The 15,940-nt window shown below is 71.3% G+C and carries 15 protein-coding genes; 13 read left to right on the top strand and 2 right to left on the bottom strand.

What is annotated here, in order from left to right; genetic code table 11:
- The first annotated feature begins 186 nt into the window (after positions 1-186).
- From ACFVYA_RS12710 to ACFVYA_RS12720, 3 genes are all read left to right on the top strand, one after another.
- Entirely contained in the window at positions 187-696 is a 510-nt protein-coding gene (locus tag ACFVYA_RS12710; RefSeq protein ID WP_285987675.1) for a SigE family RNA polymerase sigma factor, read from the top strand.
- A complete protein-coding gene (locus ACFVYA_RS12715) occupies positions 693-1,403 on the top strand; it encodes a hypothetical protein (protein WP_387044767.1) in 711 nt (236 codons plus the stop codon). The genes ACFVYA_RS12710 and ACFVYA_RS12715 overlap by 4 nt, the downstream gene beginning before the upstream one ends.
- 85 nt (positions 1,404-1,488) lie before the next feature.
- Complete coding sequence (locus ACFVYA_RS12720) at positions 1,489-2,829, top strand: M20/M25/M40 family metallo-hydrolase (RefSeq protein ID WP_387044787.1); 1,341 nt, start codon at positions 1,489-1,491, stop codon at positions 2,827-2,829.
- On the opposite strand, the gene ACFVYA_RS12725 is transcribed toward ACFVYA_RS12720, so the two are convergent.
- Positions 2,826-3,782 (bottom strand): Gfo/Idh/MocA family protein, encoded by a 957-nt coding sequence (locus ACFVYA_RS12725; protein ID WP_387044768.1) that lies wholly within the window; start codon positions 3,780-3,782, stop codon positions 2,826-2,828. The two genes, ACFVYA_RS12720 and ACFVYA_RS12725, sit on opposite strands and share 4 nt — an antisense overlap.
- Positions 3,779-4,885 (bottom strand): DegT/DnrJ/EryC1/StrS aminotransferase family protein, encoded by a 1,107-nt coding sequence (locus ACFVYA_RS12730; protein ID WP_285987678.1) that lies wholly within the window; start codon positions 4,883-4,885, stop codon positions 3,779-3,781. Before ACFVYA_RS12730 ends, ACFVYA_RS12725 begins: the two co-directional genes overlap by 4 nt.
- 149 nt (positions 4,886-5,034) lie before the next feature.
- Between ACFVYA_RS12730 and ACFVYA_RS12735 the strand changes: the two genes are divergently transcribed.
- The 10 genes from ACFVYA_RS12735 (at position 5,035) to ACFVYA_RS12780 (ending at position 15,928) form a co-directional block, all read left to right on the top strand.
- Positions 5,035-5,754 (top strand): UDP-N-acetylglucosamine acyltransferase, encoded by a 720-nt coding sequence (locus ACFVYA_RS12735; RefSeq protein ID WP_387044769.1) that lies wholly within the window; start codon positions 5,035-5,037, stop codon positions 5,752-5,754.
- A gap of 11 nt (positions 5,755-5,765) precedes the next feature.
- Positions 5,766-6,011, top strand: a complete 246-nt coding sequence (locus tag ACFVYA_RS12740) for an acyl carrier protein (protein WP_285987680.1) — start codon at positions 5,766-5,768, stop codon at positions 6,009-6,011.
- Entirely contained in the window at positions 6,004-6,735 is a 732-nt protein-coding gene (locus ACFVYA_RS12745) for an SDR family NAD(P)-dependent oxidoreductase (RefSeq protein WP_387044770.1), read from the top strand. The genes ACFVYA_RS12740 and ACFVYA_RS12745 overlap by 8 nt, the downstream gene beginning before the upstream one ends.
- Positions 6,732-8,126, top strand: coding sequence for an AMP-binding protein (locus tag ACFVYA_RS12750; RefSeq protein ID WP_387044771.1), 1,395 nt, complete (start codon positions 6,732-6,734; stop codon positions 8,124-8,126). The genes ACFVYA_RS12745 and ACFVYA_RS12750 overlap by 4 nt, the downstream gene beginning before the upstream one ends.
- Positions 8,123-9,175, top strand: a complete 1,053-nt coding sequence (locus ACFVYA_RS12755) for an acyl-protein synthetase (RefSeq protein WP_285987683.1) — start codon at positions 8,123-8,125, stop codon at positions 9,173-9,175. The genes ACFVYA_RS12750 and ACFVYA_RS12755 overlap by 4 nt, the downstream gene beginning before the upstream one ends.
- Positions 9,172-10,413 (top strand): acyl-CoA reductase, encoded by a 1,242-nt coding sequence (locus ACFVYA_RS12760; protein ID WP_387044772.1) that lies wholly within the window; start codon positions 9,172-9,174, stop codon positions 10,411-10,413. The genes ACFVYA_RS12755 and ACFVYA_RS12760 overlap by 4 nt, the downstream gene beginning before the upstream one ends.
- A gap of 11 nt (positions 10,414-10,424) precedes the next feature.
- Positions 10,425-11,393: a YbhN family protein gene (locus ACFVYA_RS12765; protein WP_387044773.1), complete on the top strand. Its 969-nt coding sequence runs from the start codon at positions 10,425-10,427 to the stop codon at positions 11,391-11,393.
- 516 nt (positions 11,394-11,909) lie between these two features.
- The gene (locus ACFVYA_RS12770) at positions 11,910-13,754 is read left to right on the top strand and encodes a hypothetical protein (protein ID WP_387044774.1); all 1,845 of its coding nucleotides are present in this window, start codon (positions 11,910-11,912) and stop codon (positions 13,752-13,754) included.
- A complete protein-coding gene (locus ACFVYA_RS12775) occupies positions 13,751-15,190 on the top strand; it encodes a hypothetical protein (RefSeq protein WP_387044775.1) in 1,440 nt (479 codons plus the stop codon). Before ACFVYA_RS12770 ends, ACFVYA_RS12775 begins: the two co-directional genes overlap by 4 nt.
- 9 nt (positions 15,191-15,199) lie before the next feature.
- The gene (locus ACFVYA_RS12780; RefSeq protein ID WP_285987688.1) at positions 15,200-15,928 is read left to right on the top strand and encodes a 1-acyl-sn-glycerol-3-phosphate acyltransferase; all 729 of its coding nucleotides are present in this window, start codon (positions 15,200-15,202) and stop codon (positions 15,926-15,928) included.
- Positions 15,929-15,940 lie beyond the last annotated feature (12 nt).

The raw sequence follows: 15,940 nt of genomic DNA on the forward strand, positions 1-15,940 counted from the left end.
GCCGATCAGCCCGGCGGTGAGGTCCCTACGCACGAAGCCGCACGCAGCACAATCTAGTACTCAGTGACCGAGCGCGAGGTATCGGTTACGCAACGTTTCGGTCAGTCCCCGCGTACGCTCGCAAGATCGACGAAGCAACCTTCCGGCGCTTCGGCCGTCGCTGGGGAGGACGAAACGAGGTGACGCATGGCGCGTGGCGACGAGGAGTTCGCGGAGTTCGTCCGCGCGTCGTCGGCCCGGCTCACGCACGCCGCGTTCCTGCTCACCGGCGACCGCCACCAGGCGGAAGACGCTGCTCAGACCGCCTTCACGCGCACCTACGCTGCCTGGTCGCGCGTCCGGCACAAGGACGCCTACGGCTACGCCCGGACCGTCTTGGTGAACCACGTCATCGACGGCTGGCGGCGCCCGATCCGCGAGTACGCCACCGAGGCCATGCCCGAGCGGCCGGACCGCCTCGACGTCGACAAGGCCGTCACCCAGCGCGCGTGGCTCACCGCGGTGCTCAAGACGCTCACCGCCCGCGAACGCGCTGTCGTCGTGCTCCGGCACTTCTTCGACCTGCCGGAAGCCGAAGTGGCCCATGAGCTCGGCGTTTCACTGGGTACCGTGAAGAGCACGAACTCGCGGGCGCTGGCCAAGCTGCGGGTCGCGGCGGACCCGGAGGACACGCTGATCGGGAGGAGCGGGCGATGAACGACCTCGACGACTTCCGCGCCGCCCTCCGGCAGCCGCCCGAGGAGCCCTTCGCCGAGCCCGACCTGGCCAAGATCATGGTCGACGGCACGCGCCTGCGGCGTCGCCGCCGCCTGCTGACCGGTTCCGCCGGGCTCGCCGCCGCGGCGGCCGTCGTGCTCGTCGTGGTGCTTGCCGTCCAGCTGCGGCAGCCTGCCTCCGCGCCGGTCGCGCAACAGCCGTCGCCGGCACCGGCCGTGTCCACGACGTCGCCGGCGCCGCCCGCGGAGCAGCCGATCGGGGGCGTCGTCGGCACCGGGATCCGGACCCCCGCCGGTGAGATCGTCTTGTACGCGCGGGCCGTCGACGCGCCGGAGCTGCCGGACGTCCGCTTCGGCCTGGTGGCAGGCTTCCGGTCCGGGGCCTCGCTGCAGGCCGTGCTGGCGACGAACGAGTTCCGCGGTTCCGACCGGTCGTTCGGCTTCCACGCCACCGACGGCGGCGAGGTGATCCGCGACCAGGTCATCCCGGTCTTCGGCTACTTCGCCGGCCCCGCGGCCAAGATCACCACGACGGTCCACGGCTTCACCGTCGAGGCCAGGCTGGCGAAGTGGAGCGCGGACCCGAACGTGGTCATCTTCTGGTTCCACCCCGACGCCGTCCCCGACTCCGCCGTCCTGAGCCCGCTGATCGCCTACGACGCCGACGGCAAGCGGCTCACCAAGTAGGCGGTACCCGTCCACCCGATGCGGGCGTAAGACGTGAATCGTGACCTCTCGACGAGCGTTCCTCACCGCATCGGCCGCTCTGGGAATGGTGGCCGCCGTTCCCGCCGGGGCCACCGAACTCGGCGACCGCGGGCCCGGTGTCCCGGTCCGCCCGCAGCGTCCGGACGCGGAGCTGCGCGCTCTGCTCCGCCAGGTCGACGAACGGCGGATCGAAGCGACCGTGCGGCGGCTGGCCGCGTTCGGCACCCGGCACACGCTGTCCGCTCAAGACGACCCAGCGCGCGGCATCGGCGCCGCGCGTGATTGGCTCTTCGCTCAGTTCCAGCAGGTCGCGGCGGCCTCCGGCGGGCGGCTGAGCGTCGAGCTGCAGTCGTACGTCCAGCCGCCGGCCGACCGGATCCCGGTGCCGACGAGGATCACCAACGTCGTCGCGACGCTGCGCGGGGCCACCGATCCCGGCCGCGTGTACGTCGTTTCGGGGCACTACGACTCGCGCCGCACCGACGTCATGGACTTCACCGGGGACGCGCCGGGTGCGGACGACGACGCTTCGGGTGTCGCGGTCTCGCTCGAGCTGGCCCGGGTGCTCTCGACCCGGCAACCGGCCGCGACGATCGTCTTCGCCGCCGTCGCCGGCGAGGAACAGGGCCTGTACGGCTCGCGGTTCATGGCCCAGCGGTTCAAGGCGGCCGGCACCGACGTCCAGGCGATGTTCACCGACGACATCGTCGGCTCGAGCCGCGCCGACGACGGAACGCGCGACCCGCTCACGATCCGCCTCTTCGCGGAAGGCGTCCCGACCGCGGAAACGCCGGCCGAGGCGAACCTGCGCCGCAGCATCGGCGGCGAGAACGACTCCCCGCCGCGGCAGCTGGCCCGGTTCGTGAAGTCGGTGGCGGAGAACGACGCGACCGGCATGACCGTCCGGGTGATCTACCGGCGCGACCGCTACCTGCGCGGCGGTGACCACATCGGCTTCCTGGAGCAGGGCTACCCGGCGGCGCGGTTCACCGAGCCGAACGAGGACTTCGCCCACCAGCACCAGGACGTCCGCGTCGAGAACGGCGTCCAGTACGGCGACCTGCCGGAGTTCTGCGACTTCCCGTTCGTCGCGCGGGTCGCCCGGGTGAACGGCGCCGCGCTGTGGTCGCTCGCCACCGCACCGGGCACGCCGAAGGGCGTGAAGATCCGCACGGCGGCGCTGACGAACGACTCGGAGCTGCTGTGGACGGCGACGCCGGGCGCGTCGAGCTACGAGGTCGTCTGGCGGGAAACGACGGCTCCGGACTGGACGCACGCCATCGACGTCGGCCCGGCACTGACGGCGAAGATCGACCTGTCGAAGGACAACGTCTTCTTCGGCGTCCGCGCGGTGGGCCGCGGCGGCCGGCGGAGCCCGGCCGCGTTCCCGGCGCCGGTGAGCTAGGCGGCGGCCTGCGTCAGGACCTGCTCGACGACGTGGTGCGACGGCAGGATCAGGTCACGCTCGGTGTCGGCGTCGATCTTGCCTTCGAGGAGGTCGCAGAAGCGGTCCAGCTGGGTGGCGAGGGGCTCCCGGGCCGTGACGAGCTCCGGGATCTCGATGACCGTCTGCTGCCGGTAGCCGAGGCCGTCCGGGGTGACGGAGTCGTGCGAGATGTGCCGGTAGATCGTGACGTCGCGGCGCAGCAGGTCGATCTCGATCAGCCGGTCGAGCTCCGACACCATCAGCGACCGGACCTTCCGCTGCCCCAGCCGCGAGGCCGACACCGTGGCCAGGCCGGTCGGGAACGACAGCACCGTCTCGATGGTGTCCTCGGCGCCCTCGACCGACTGCGGGTGGAAGTAGCCCGCGCCGGACGTCACGCGCGACGGCGTCGCGCCACCGAAGAACTGGATCGCCAGGTCGACGTCGTGCACCAGCAGGTCCCACGCGACGCCGGTCTTGATGCGCGGCGCGTACGGGCCGTGGCGGCGGGCCATCAGGTGGATCGGCTCCAGCACCAGCGCCCGCGCGGTCATCACCGCCGGGTTGTAGCGCTCCAGGAGCCCGCACATCAGCGGGACGTCCTTCTTCGCCGACAGCGCGACGATCTCCTGCGACAGCTCGAAGCTGTTGCACACCGGCTTTTCCACCAGCATCGGCTTGCCCTGGCCGAGGATCTCCTGCGCCAGGCCGTAGTGCGCCTCGGTGGCCGAGGCCAGCACCACGGCGTCCACATCGGACAGTGAGCCGATCTCCGGCGTCCACTGGGTTTCGTACCGCTCGGCGACGGCCTTGCCCGCTTCCTCGCGCGGATCGATCACGCGGACCAGGTCGACGCGCTCGTTGCCGGCGAGCACGCGGGCGTGGAGGGAACCCATGTTCCCGGTACCGACCAGAGCGATCCGATGCGTCATGCGCCCAGTACCTCGCGAACGGTTTCGATGATGGTGTCCAGGTCGGACTCGGTCAGGTGCGGGTGCACCGGCAGCGACAGCGCCTGCTCCGAAACGGCGCGGGCCACCGGGAAGTCCTCGACGCGCGCGCCCGGGATCAGGTCGTGACCCGCGTAGCAGTCGTAGTCGAAGACGATCTTCGGGTAGTAGATGCCGTTGCCGATGCCGCGCTCGGTCAGCGCCGCGGCGAGCTCGTCGCGCGAAAGGAACGCGTGCGGCCCGACCAGCACCGTGTACTGGTGCCACACGTGCTCGCGGCCCGGCAGCACCTGCGGCACGTCGAGGCCCGGCGTGCCGGCGAGGCCCTCGGACAGACGCTTCGCGTTCGCCTGGCGGGCGGCGGTCAGCTGGTCGAGCTTGGCCAGCTGGGGAATGCCGACCGCGGCGTGCAGGTCGGTCATCCGGTAGTTGTGGCCGGCGACCTCGTACTGGTAGCGGGCGCGCATGCCCTGGTTGCGCAGCACGCGCAGCTTGTCGGCCAGCGCGTCGTCGTCCGTGGTGATGACGCCGCCCTCGGCGGTGGTGATGTTCTTGGTCGCGTACAGCGAGAAGCAGCCGATGCCGAACGAACCGGCCGGCTTGCCTTCGAACGACGCGCCGACGGCCTGCGCCGAGTCCTCGATCACGTGCAGGCCGCGCTCGGCGGCCAGGGGCGCGAGCTTGCCCATGTCGGCCGTCTGGCCGTAGAGGTGCACCGGCATGAGGACCTTCGTGCGGTCCGTCACGGCGGCCGCAGTGTTTTCCGGGTCGATCGCGAAGTCGTCGCGCCGGATGTCGGCGAACCGGACGGTGGCGCCGGCCTCGAGGATGGCGTTCAGCGTCGCCACGAAGGTGAACGGCGAGGTGATGACCTCGTCGCCCGGCCGCAGGTCGAGCACCTGGAGCGCGGCTACCAGCGCGGTGGTCCCGTTGTTGACCGCGATCGCGTGCTTGGTCCCGGAGACCGCCGCGAAGGCGTCTTCGAAGCGCTTGACCATCGGTCCCTGTGCGATGGCGCCGGAGCGCAGCACCTCGACGACGAGGTCCTCCGCGTCGCGGACGTCGACCACAGTGATGGGGATCATGGGCAGTCTCTCTCGGCAGGCGATTTCGGCGCGTCCGGTACAGTGAGCCGCCGGTTCTGCGCCCGGCCGCCCTGCAGCAACGCGGGCCACACGTTACCGGGCGCGTTAGCACGCTTAATACCCAGCCGCCGACGAACGGATACCCGCCCGTGGCCAACCGCATCCACCCGACCGCCGTCATCGGCGAAGGCGTCGAGCTCGGTGACGACAACGTCATCGGGCCGTTCGCCGTGCTCGCCGGGCCGGTCCGGATCGGCGACGGGAACTGGATCGGCCCGCACGTGACGATCGGCACGCCCGGCGAGGACCGCAGCCGCCCGCACCCGGCGGCCTGGAGCGACGCACCGACCGGTGACCCGGACCACGACGGCCACGGCGTCGTCATCGGCAGCCGCAACCGGATCCGCGAGTACGTGAGTGTCCACCAAGGGACCTGGCGGACAACGACGGTCGGCAGCGACGGCTACTACCTCCGCAACTCCCACGTCGCGCACGACTGCCTGGTCGGCGACGGCGTGACGATCGCCTCCAACGCCGTCACCGGTGGCCACTGCCACATCTGGGACGGCGCGAACCTGGGCATGGGCGCGATCCTGCACCAGAAGGTCGTGATCGGGCCCGGCGCCATGATCGGGATGGGCTCGGCGGTGCGGCGCGAGATCGGCGCGTTCACCATCGCCGTCGGCAACCCGGCCCGCGTCACCGGCGTCAACGTGGTGGGCCTGTCCCGCCGCGGTCTCGACGAGGAGACGATCGAGGCGCTCGGGCCGTGGCTGAAGGGCAAGGAAGGTCTCCCGGACGTCACGCTGCCCGGCGACCTCTCTACCTTGGTAAAGGCGTGGGACGCCCGCCCGCGCGAAGAGCACTAGGAGTCGTGAACATGGCGGATGTCGCCCCCAAGCTGCGTGAGGTCTTCGTCGAGGCGCTGGACCTCGACGGCGCTGTGGACGTCGAGAACCTGAAGTACCGCGACATCGAGGCGTGGGACTCGGTCGGCCACATGGCGCTGGTCGCGGCCATCGAGGACGAGTTCGACGTCGAGTTCGACACCGACCAGGTCATCGACATGTCGAGTTTCAAGGTCGCCGTGGACATGGTCACCGAGCTCCAGTCGAAGAATGACTGATTTGTCGGGTCGCGTCGCGCTCGTCACCGGCGGGACGCGGGGGATCGGCCTGGCCACCGCCCGCGCTTTGGTGGAGTCGGGCGCGACGGTGGTCCTCACCGGACGGGACGAGGCGCGCGCCAAGGAGGCTGCTTCGGCGGCCGGGGCCGCGGCCGGGCTCGCCCTCGACGTCACCGACGCCAAGGCGGTGTCTTCGCTGGTCCGGGGCGTGGCCAAGGAGCACGGCAAGCTGGACATCGTCGTCGCGAACGCCGGGATCATGGAGGACGCGCTCCTCGGGATGATCAAGGAAGAGCTCGTCGACACGACGCTGAGCACGAACGTGGCCGGCACGCTGCACACCGTCCAGGCCGCGGCCCGGGCGATGATGCGCAAGAAGACTGGCTCGATCGTGGTGCTCGCTTCGATCGTCGGCGAGTACGGAAGCGCTGGTCAGACCGTGTATGCGGCGTCGAAGGCGGCGGTAGCGAACATCGCGCGTTCGGCGGCGAAGGAGCTCGGCCGGTCCGGCATCCGGGTCAACGCGGTCGCGCCGGGCGTGATCGAGACCGACCTGACCGCGGGCCTGAGCGAGGACGCGAAGACGGAGAACGCCGGCCGGACGCCGCTCGGGCGGCTCGGCCGGGCGGAAGACGTGGCGAACGCGATCCGGTTCCTGGTGAGTGATGAAGCGTCCTTCATCACCGGCCAGGTGCTGGGCGTCGACGGAGGCTTGGTGTTGTGACGCTGTTGGGTGCGGGAGCCCGGCTGGTCGATGTGGCCGGGGGCCGCACGCTGGCGGGCGCGGAACTGTCGGCCGAGGTCGGCAAGCGGATGGACGAGCTGGCGGCGCTGCCCGCCGGCGTCGTCTTCGCGCGGATGTCGGTCGACCTGCCGAGCGTGCTGACCTACCTGGGCGCGTTCGAATCCGGCCGGCCGATCGCGCTGATCGACCCGGCGCTGGACGCCGACGTGCTGGCCGAACTGGTTTCGCGCTTCCGGCCGGTGGCGGTGCTGTCGGCGTCCGGCGACGCGCCTTCCGGGTACACCACGAGCGGCGATGACTGGGTCCGCGACTCGGCCGACGGCGTCCGACCGCACCCCGACCTCGCCGTCCTGCTCCCGACCAGCGGGTCCACCGGCAACCCGAAGCTCGTCCGGCTCTCGCGGCAGGCGATCCTGGCCAACGCCGACGCCATCGCGCAGGTGCTGCACATCGACGCCGACGAGGTCGCGCCCACCTGCCTGCCGCTGCACTACAGCTACGGCCTGTCCGTGCTGAACTCGCACCTGGTGCGGGACGCGACCATCGTGATCGAGCCGTCGGGCGTGCTCGGCCGCGGCTTCTGGGACGCGGTGAGCACCTACGGCGTCACGTCGCTTTCGGGCGTCCCGTACCACTACGAAATGCTGCGGCGGCTGAAGTTCGACCCCGCGAAGTACCCGACGCTGCGGACGTTGACGCAGGCCGGCGGGAAGCTGCGCGACGAGCTGATCGCCGAGTTCAACGACAAGATGCTCGCCGTCGGCGGCCGGATGTACGTCATGTACGGCCAGACCGAGGCGTCGCCGCGGATGACGACGGTGCCCGCCGAGCGGCTGGCCGAAAAGCTCGGTTCCGCCGGGCCGGCGCTGCCGGGCGGGAAGTTTTCGGTCCGCCGGGACGACGGCTCGGAGACCACGCACCCGAAAATCGTCGGTGAGGTCGTCTACCGTGGGCCCAACGTGATGATGGGCTATGCGGACGACGAGTCCGGACTGGCCAAGGGCGACGAATTCGGTGGCGTGCTGGCCACCGGTGACCTCGGGTACCTCGACCAGGAGGGGTACCTGTTCATCACCGGCCGGCTCAAGCGCATCGGCAAGGTCTTCGGCAACCGCGTCAGCCTCGACGACCTCGAGCAGGCCGCGCGCACGGCGGCGGTGGGGATCGACGTGGTGGCGGCGGTGGCCGCCGGCGACAAGGTCGTGCTGTTCGCCGAGGGTGTCGACAAGGACATCTGCAAGGACGCGTCGCGGGCGCTGTCCGAACGGCTGCACCTGCACGTCAGCGGGTTCGACGTCCGCCCGATCGACACCGTGCCGCTGCTGGCCAGCGGCAAGATCGACTACCGGACCTTGGAGGGGCGGGTATGAGTGTGTTCACGCGGTCGCAGGCCGACCGGGAAGCCTTGCTGCTGCCCGAGCTCGCGGACCTGACGGCCCACCACCGGGCGAACTCCGAGGGCTACGACCGGATCCTGGCCTCGCTGGGGATCGCGCCTTCCGCGTCGTTCGGCGCGATCGCCGACCTGCCGTGGCTGCCGGTGCGGATGTTCAAGACGCACGACCTGAAGTCCGTGCCGGACAGCGAGGTGTTCAAGACGCTGACGTCGTCGGGCACCACCGGCGCCGGCGCGTCGCGGATCTACCTCGACAAGGAAGCGGCGGCCGCGCAGACCAAGCAGCTGGGCGCGACGCTGCAAGAGGTCCTCGGCGGCGAGCGGCTGCCGATGCTGATGGTCGACACCATCGGCATCATCAAGAACCGCCGCTCGTTCTCGGCGCGTGGCGCGGGCGTGCTGGGCATGGCGAACTTCGGCCGGAAGCACACGTACGTGCTCGACGAGAACGACGAGCCGGACGTCGAAGCGGTCAAGAAGTTCCTGGCCGAGTACGGCGACAAGCCGTTCCTGATCTTCGGCTTCACCTTCATGGTGTGGCTGTACCTCTACGAGGTCGCGCGTGACCACGGGCTCGACCTGTCCAACGGCATCCTGATCCACAGCGGTGGCTGGAAGAAGCTGATCGACCGCGCGGTCGACAACACCGAGTTCCGGCGGCGGTTCGAAGAGGACACCGGGCTCACCCGGATCCACAACTACTACGGGATGATCGAGCAGATCGGCACCGTGTTCCTCGAAGGGCCGTCCGGGAATTCGCTGTACTGCCCGGACTTCGCCGACGTCGTCATCCGCAACCCGGAGACGTGGGAAGAGCAGCCGGTCGGGGAGCCGGGCGTGATCGAGGTCGTCTCGACGCTGCCGCGGTCCTACCCCGGGCACGTGCTGCTCACCGAAGACCTCGGCGTGTACAACGGCATCGACGACGGCGACTGGCCCGGCAAGCACTTCTCCGTGCTCGGCCGGCTGCCCAAGGCCGAGGCCCGCGGCTGCTCGGACACCTTCTCGGGAGCGGCGGCATGAGTCTCACCCAGCGATTCCCCGCCTCGGCGCCGATCGAGGTCGGTGCCCTGGTCGACGAGCTGCGCGCGGCGCCGCCCGGTGGCCGATTGCGCGTGGGCGACCCGCGGATCGTCGAGTTCGTCACGAAGTTCGCGCGCAAGCTGCTGGCCCCGGCCACCGCGCGCCGGTTCCCGGAGCTGGCGTCGCTCGGCTTCTTCCTGCGCAAGGGCGAGATCGCCAAAGCGCTGTCCACACTGGACACTTCGGGCACCGCGCTGCGGTTCCCGCGCGGGCTGGTGTTCCACGTGCCGCCGGCGAACGTGGACACGATCTTCGTCTACTCGTGGGCACTGTCGGCGCTGGCGGGCAACCACAACGTCGTCCGGGTCTCGTCGCGTTCGGCGGGTGCCGCGGAGGCGGTGCTGGAGGCGCTGAACGCCGCACTGTCCGAAGTGGACCCAGCGACCGCGGCCGCCATCACGGCCACGCAGCGCATGGTGACCTACGACCGCAGCGACGAGGTGAGCGGCGCGCTGTCCCTGGCCGCCGACCTGCGGGTCATCTGGGGTGGCGACGGCTCGGTCGCGGCCCTGCGCGAGTACCCGCTCGCGCCACACGCGCGTGACCTGACGTTCCCGGACCGCTCGTCGTTCGCCGTCGCGTCGGTGGCCGGCTGGCAGCGGGCGTCCGAAGCGGAGCGCCGCGCGGCCGCCGAGGGCTTCTACAACGACTCGTACTGGTTCGACCAGGCCGCCTGCTCGTCGCCGCGCGCGGTGTTCTGGGTCGGCGACGAGGCCGGCGCCCGGGCCGCGGGCAGCGAGTTCCGCGCCCTGCTGGCGGCGGTGCTGGAGACGAAGCAGCACGTCACCGAGCCCGCGATGGCGGTCCAGAAGCGCGTCTCGGCGTACGGCGCGGCGGCCGACGGACTGGTCAAGGAGATCGCGTTCCAGGGCAACGGCCTGGCCACGCTCGAGCTGACCGACCCGGCGGTGCTGCCGCGCGAGTGGCTCGGCGCCGGCACGTTCGCCAACGCGCGCGTGTCCGCGCTGGCCGACCTGGTGCCGATCGTGCTCCGCAAGGACCAGACGGTCAGCCAGTTCGGCTTCACGGCCGAGGAGCTGACGGCGTTCGCGCACGAGCTCGCGGGCCGCGGCGTCGACCGGATCGTGCCGTTCGGCTCCGCCCTGACCTTCTCGGCGGTGTGGGACGGCTACGATCTGCTGTCCGAGTTCAGCCGCCTGGTCACGGTGCAGGTCTGAGGAGAGCGTCGATGACGACCGTTGAGGACCTGCCGGCGGCCGGCAAGCAGCCGAAGTCCACCAAGGCGAGGATCCTCGACGTCGTCCGGTGGGTGGCGATCCTGCTGGTCATCGGCTTCGCGGCGAAGCAGCTGGCGGCCAACTGGGGCGAGTTCTGGCACACCCTGCGTGACGTCGCGTGGGAGTCGTCGCTGCTGAGCCTGGTCGCCCTGGTCGCGGCCATCCTGGTGTCGACCTGGGGCTGGCAGATGATGGTCGACGACCTCGGTGAGCCGATCGGCTACGCCCGCGGTGCGCAGATCTGCCTGGTCGGCTCGCTCGGCAAGTACGTACCGGGCTCGGTCTGGGCGTACCTGCTGCAGATGGAGCTGGGCCGCAAGGCGGGCCTGGCCCGCGCCCGGATCTTCACCGGCTCCCTGATCCAGCTCGGCGTGGGTGTGGTGTCGGCGCTGGTGGTGTCGCTCCTGGCGGCGCCCGCGGTGTTCAGCAACAGCCCGCGCGCGTTGTGGCTGTTCGTGCTCATCCCGCTCGGCCTGGCGATGCTGCACCCGAAGATCCTCACCTGGGGCACCTCGCTCGTCCTGCGGATCCTCCGCCGTCCACCGCTGCGGCACCCGCTGGGCTGGCGGGTGATCGGGAAGGTCTTCGGCGCTTCGACGGCGGCGTGGTGCCTGCAGGGCGTCCACCTGTGGCTGCTGGCCAACTCGGTGGGCACGCCGGGCCTCAGCGGCTTCGTGCTGTGCGTGGGCGCGATGGCCGTGGCGATGACGGTGGGCACGTTCGCGTTCATCCTCCCCAGCGGTGTCGGCGTCCGCGAGGTGGCCCAGGTCGCGGTCCTCACGGCCAGTGGCCTGACCGTCGGCCAGGCCACGGCCTTCGCGGTGGCCTCCCGCGTGATGTTCACGGTGGCGGACCTCCTGACGGCCGGCTTCGCGGCCGTGGCCGCCCGTTCGGTCCGCCCGGCGGCGACCCCCGCCTGACCGGTTGTCCACAGGGCTTGCGCACATGTGGACAACTCGCCCGCCCATCCGGCCGATCCCGGCTGATAAGGGCGGCCGGCTTCGGCGGCTGGTTTTCCCGGAATGACCTGAAGGGTGCTCAGCCGGCGCACTGCCGCGCGATCCGTCGAACAGTTTCGAAAGCGGTTCGCCGGCGGCACCGTGCCCGCGAGTGGGGAAATTTCACCGAAATACCCGGCGACCGGTCGAATTCCCGCCAAAGCGCAAGTCCGCGCGGTTCCGGCAGCTCCAGGTGCCGCGGCGAACAGCAGGTGCACCGTGCCCACGCTTTTCCGGGACGTCACTTCAACCGTCGGAGGTGCCACCCGATCGGGCTATTCTGGGCGCTGAATCTCTGTGATCGACTGTCGCCGGCGAAGTGATCCATCCCCAATTCGGGCCCGTGCTCGGTCCACGGGAAACGCCTCGCGGCCGATGACCGATAACCTGGCCGGGAACCGGGCCGGGCGGGTGCGGTGACGAGGTGAAGGGGGCCGGGTGGTCTACGCGGTCGTGGTGGCGTGGCTGGTCGTCGCCGCGATCGTGGTCGTGACCTGGCACCGCCTCGACACCGACCGCGGCTGGCGCGCCTTCGTCCTCATCCTCACGCTCGGCCTTTCCCTGCTGCACCAGCTGCTGTTCGCGACCGTCACCGAGGACGCGCTCGTCACCTTCCGCTACGCGCAGAACATCGCCGACGGCAACGGCCCGGTCTTCAACCCCGGCGAACGCGTCGAGGGGTACACGAACTTCTGCTGGCTGGTGCTGGTCGCCCTGCCGCGCGCCGCGTTCGGCGCCGACGTCCGCACCACGGCGGTCGTCTTCGGGGTCCTCGCCGCGCTCGGCTGCGTGCTCGTGTCCTGCTTCCTGGTCAACCGGATCGTCGCCGCGGCCGCCCCGGACGGCGCCGGGCCGCGGCCGGCGATCGGCGTCGCCGCCGCGGTGCTCACCGCGAGCGCCGGTGGACTCGCCGTGTACGGGGCCTCGGGCTCCGAAGTCCCGCTGTTCGTGCTGCTCGTTCTCGCCACCTGCTACGCGCTCGCGGCGCGCCGCCCGGTCGTCGCCGGGGTGCTCGTCGCCTTCGCCGTCATGACCAGCCCGGAAGGCCTGGTGCTCGCCGTGCTGGCCGGCCTGTGGCTCGTCGGCGCCGCGCTCAAGCGGAGGCACAGCTGGTGGGCGCCGGTGGGGTACGCGCAGGGCGCGCTGGTCTTCCTGATCCCGCGGCTGGCGTGGCGCGCGACGTTCTACCAGCACTTCCTCCCCGCGCCGCTGGCCGCGAAGCTCGGCGGCCCACTCGCCGCGCGCCTCGCGGCCGGCTGGCCGTACCTGTCCGGGTTCGCACTGGCGCACCAGGGTTTCCTGCTGCTGGGGCTGGTCGCCGTGGTCGCGCTGGTGCTGCGTCGCACCGAAACCGAAACCGCGGCTAGGGGAGTGCGGGCGGCGGTGCCCGCGGCCGGGGGTGAAGGGCCGGCCGGCACAGCTGCGGTCCGGGGGTTGCGGGTGGTGGAGCCCGCGGCCGGGGGCGAAACTCCGGTGGGCGCGGCTGCGGTTCGGGTGGCGGGGCCCGCGGCCGGGGGCCAAGCCCCTTTCGGCGCAGCTTTCGAGGCGAGGGCCCTGCTCTGGTTGTTGTTCGCGATGGCCGCCGGGCTGGCCGTGGCCGCGGTGCTCGTCGGCGGCGACCCGGGCCCGTCGTGGCGGCTGCTGGCCCCGCTGCCGCCGCTGCTCGCCGTCGCGGCCGCGGGGGCATACGGCGTGCTGACCGTGGACGTCGTGGCCAAGCCGTCGCCGCGGCCGAAGCCGTGGCCCGCCGGGACGCGGCTGGTGCCGGTGACCGCCTGCGGGCTGGCCGGGATCGCGGTCCTCGTCTCGGTGTTCAGCCCGGAGATGCTCGACCGCGTCCGCGTCTGGCACTCGCACGGCACCGAGCTCGCCGAAATCGGTGGCTGGCTGGGCGACTACCTGCCGCCCGGGTCGGTGGTCAGCGCCGCGGCGCCCGGCGCGCTCGCCGCCCGCGGCGGCCAGCTGTTCATCATCGACGTCCTCGGCCGCACCGACGACCACATCGCCCGCGAAGGACGGCACGACGGCGGCATCGCGACCGACTACGACTACGTCGTCAACGGCCGCCGCCCGACCGTCGCCGTGCCCGCCGACGGCGGCTACGACGACCGCCAGCACTGCGCGATCGACCCGGTGTACGCGGGCAAGTACGAGGTCGCGACCTTCCGCCGCGTCGGCACGCCCTACTGGGTCTCGGTGTACCCGCGGGCGGAACAGGCGAAGTCGCTGGTCGCCGACCTCGACAAGGGTCCGGACTTCCGCTACGTACCCTGTCCTTCGTGAAGCTCGAGGCCCCGGACCGGCAGCTGAGCGCCGAGGCGCGGCTCGGGATCGGGGTGTTCGGCGCGTCGCTCGCCCTGTTCGTGGTGCGGTTCCTGGTGCCGCGGCCGGTCGCGATGTCCAACAACGGCGACGGCGGCCGCGTGCTGTGCGGTGCCGGGATCACCTGGAAGGGCCTGCCCGAGCCGTTCGTCCACCTCGCCTACACGCCCGCGCGGGGGACGACGCCGTGCCGCCCGACGTACCTGCTCACGCAGAGCTGGCTCGCGGACCTGGCCGTCCGGATCGGTAGGCTGGTCGGCCTCCACGGCACGCTGAGCCTCGTCATCCTGGGCCTGCTGAGCAGCGTCGTCGCCGCGGCGGCGATCACGGCGATCGTGCTCGGCCTGCCGCACCCGCGCCGGACCCGGCTTTTCGTGGCGGCCGGGCTGCTGCTGGTCGTCGCGGATTCGGCGTTCTTCGGGTACTTCGCGGCGATCCTCGGCGAAGGCGCGGCCTTCCTCGGCCTGCTGCTCGCCGTTGGCGGTCTGCTCCTGACCGCGCGCGAGGGCCGGTGGAGCTACGCGGGCATGGCGGTGACGTTCGTGGGCGGCGTCCTGGCGGTGAACGCCAAGGTCCAGACGCTGATCATCCTGCCGATCCTCGCGCTGGCGATCCTGCTGGTCCGGCCGGGTGCACTGCGCGGAGCCAAGCGGTGGGCGTCGGCGGCGCTGGTCATCGGCGCGATCGGCGCTGTCACGCTCTACGCGCAGCAGAGCGTCGAGCCCGCGCGCGCACCCGACGGCACGTACACCGAGTTCCCGGGCGACGACTCGCGCGAGATCAACGTCTTCAACTCGATCTTCCTCAACATCGTCGACGGGAAGCACGACAGCCGGGCCGACCTGGCCGAGCTCGGGCTGCCGCCGTCGTTCGCGCAGTACGCGGGCAACGGCTGGTGGCACCCCCACCCGGCGACGATGGACCCGCTGTACCCGCAGTACCGCGACCGGATCAGCCGCCGCAACGTCGTGACGTACTTCGCGACCCACCCCGGCCGCACCCTCGAAGTGCTGGACCGCGCCGCGACCGACCAGCTCACCGCGCGCCCGGACTACCTCGGCAGCTTCGACCAGAGCGCCGGGTTCCCGCCGCACGCGCAGGAGTACCGGGTGCCGGTGGTGTCGTGGCTGACCGGCCTGATCGCTCCGCTCGGGCTGTTCGCACTGGTGCCGATCTGGCTGTTCGTCCTGGTCAGGGCGTGGTTGCAGCGCCGGAGCGCGCTCGGGGTCGTGCTGGCTTTCCTGTTCGCCGTCTCGGTGACGCAGTTCGGCACGGCGGCGCTGGGCGACGGCATCGAGGGCATCAAGCACCAGTCCGTCGCGCTGTTCACGATCCTGCTCGCGCTCGTATTGTGTTCTTCCCCGCTGAACCGCCGTTCCGAACCTACGGTCCCGTAACCTTGCCGGATGGCTGACCTGGTGTACCCGCCCGTGATCGCGGCGGCCCGGACGATGTTCCGGGTACTCGACAACCGCATCCGGATCGACGGCGCGGAGCACATCCCGCGCCGCGGCGGCGCGGTCATCGCGTGCAACCACATCAGCTACCTCGACTTCATCTTCTGCGGGCTCGGGGCGCGCCCGGCCAAGCGGCTGACGCGGTTCATGGCGAAGAAGGAGATCTTCGACAACCGCATCGCCGGGCCGCTGATGCGCGGGATGCACCACATCTCCGTCGACCGGTCCGCCGGGCTCGGCTCCTACCGCGAGGCGCTCGGGAAGCTGCAGGCCGGCGAGGTCGTCGGCGTCTTCCCCGAAGCCACCATCAGCCAGTCGTTCACCGTCAAGGAGATCAAGTCGGGTGCCGTCCGGATGGGCGCGGCGGCCGGTGTCCCGGTCGTCCCGATGGCGTTGTGGGGCAGCCAGCGGCTCTGGACGAAGGGCCGGCCGAAGGACCTGACCCGCCGGCACGTGCCGATCTCGATCCTCATCGGTGAGCCGATGCACCCGGCGAAGGGCGACGACTGGGACGTCGTCACGAAGGAGCTGCGCACCCGGATGAGCGCGCTGCTCGACCGCGCCCAGGCCGAATACCCCGACCAGCCGGCGTCCGACGAAGAACGCTGGTGGCTGCCCGCCCACCTGGGCGGCACGGCGCCGACCCCGGCCGAAGCGGCCGAGCTCGACCGGCTGTGACACCCGGGGCTT

It is taken from the genome of Amycolatopsis sp. NPDC058278, from assembly GCF_042881395.1.
Taxonomy (GTDB): Bacteria; Actinomycetota; Actinomycetes; order Mycobacteriales; family Pseudonocardiaceae; genus Amycolatopsis.

What these genes read in the sequence shown, in the direction of transcription:
- ACFVYA_RS12710 (WP_285987675.1), top strand. Translation starts at nt 187, where the DNA reads ATGGCGCGTGGCGACGAGGAGTTCGCGGAGTTCGTCCGCGCGTCGTCG.
- ACFVYA_RS12715 (WP_387044767.1), top strand. Translation starts at nt 693, where the DNA reads ATGAACGACCTCGACGACTTCCGCGCCGCCCTCCGGCAGCCGCCCGAG.
- ACFVYA_RS12720 (WP_387044787.1), top strand. Translation starts at nt 1,489, where the DNA reads ATGGTGGCCGCCGTTCCCGCCGGGGCCACCGAACTCGGCGACCGCGGG.
- ACFVYA_RS12725 (WP_387044768.1), bottom strand. Translation starts at nt 3,782, where the DNA reads ATGACGCATCGGATCGCTCTGGTCGGTACCGGGAACATGGGTTCCCTC.
- ACFVYA_RS12730 (WP_285987678.1), bottom strand. Translation starts at nt 4,885, where the DNA reads ATGATCCCCATCACTGTGGTCGACGTCCGCGACGCGGAGGACCTCGTC.
- ACFVYA_RS12740 (WP_285987680.1), top strand. Translation starts at nt 5,766, where the DNA reads ATGGCGGATGTCGCCCCCAAGCTGCGTGAGGTCTTCGTCGAGGCGCTG.
- ACFVYA_RS12745 (WP_387044770.1), top strand. Translation starts at nt 6,004, where the DNA reads ATGACTGATTTGTCGGGTCGCGTCGCGCTCGTCACCGGCGGGACGCGG.
- ACFVYA_RS12755 (WP_285987683.1), top strand. Translation starts at nt 8,123, where the DNA reads ATGAGTGTGTTCACGCGGTCGCAGGCCGACCGGGAAGCCTTGCTGCTG.
- ACFVYA_RS12760 (WP_387044772.1), top strand. Translation starts at nt 9,172, where the DNA reads ATGAGTCTCACCCAGCGATTCCCCGCCTCGGCGCCGATCGAGGTCGGT.
- ACFVYA_RS12765 (WP_387044773.1), top strand. Translation starts at nt 10,425, where the DNA reads ATGACGACCGTTGAGGACCTGCCGGCGGCCGGCAAGCAGCCGAAGTCC.
- ACFVYA_RS12780 (WP_285987688.1), top strand. Translation starts at nt 15,200, where the DNA reads ATGGCTGACCTGGTGTACCCGCCCGTGATCGCGGCGGCCCGGACGATG.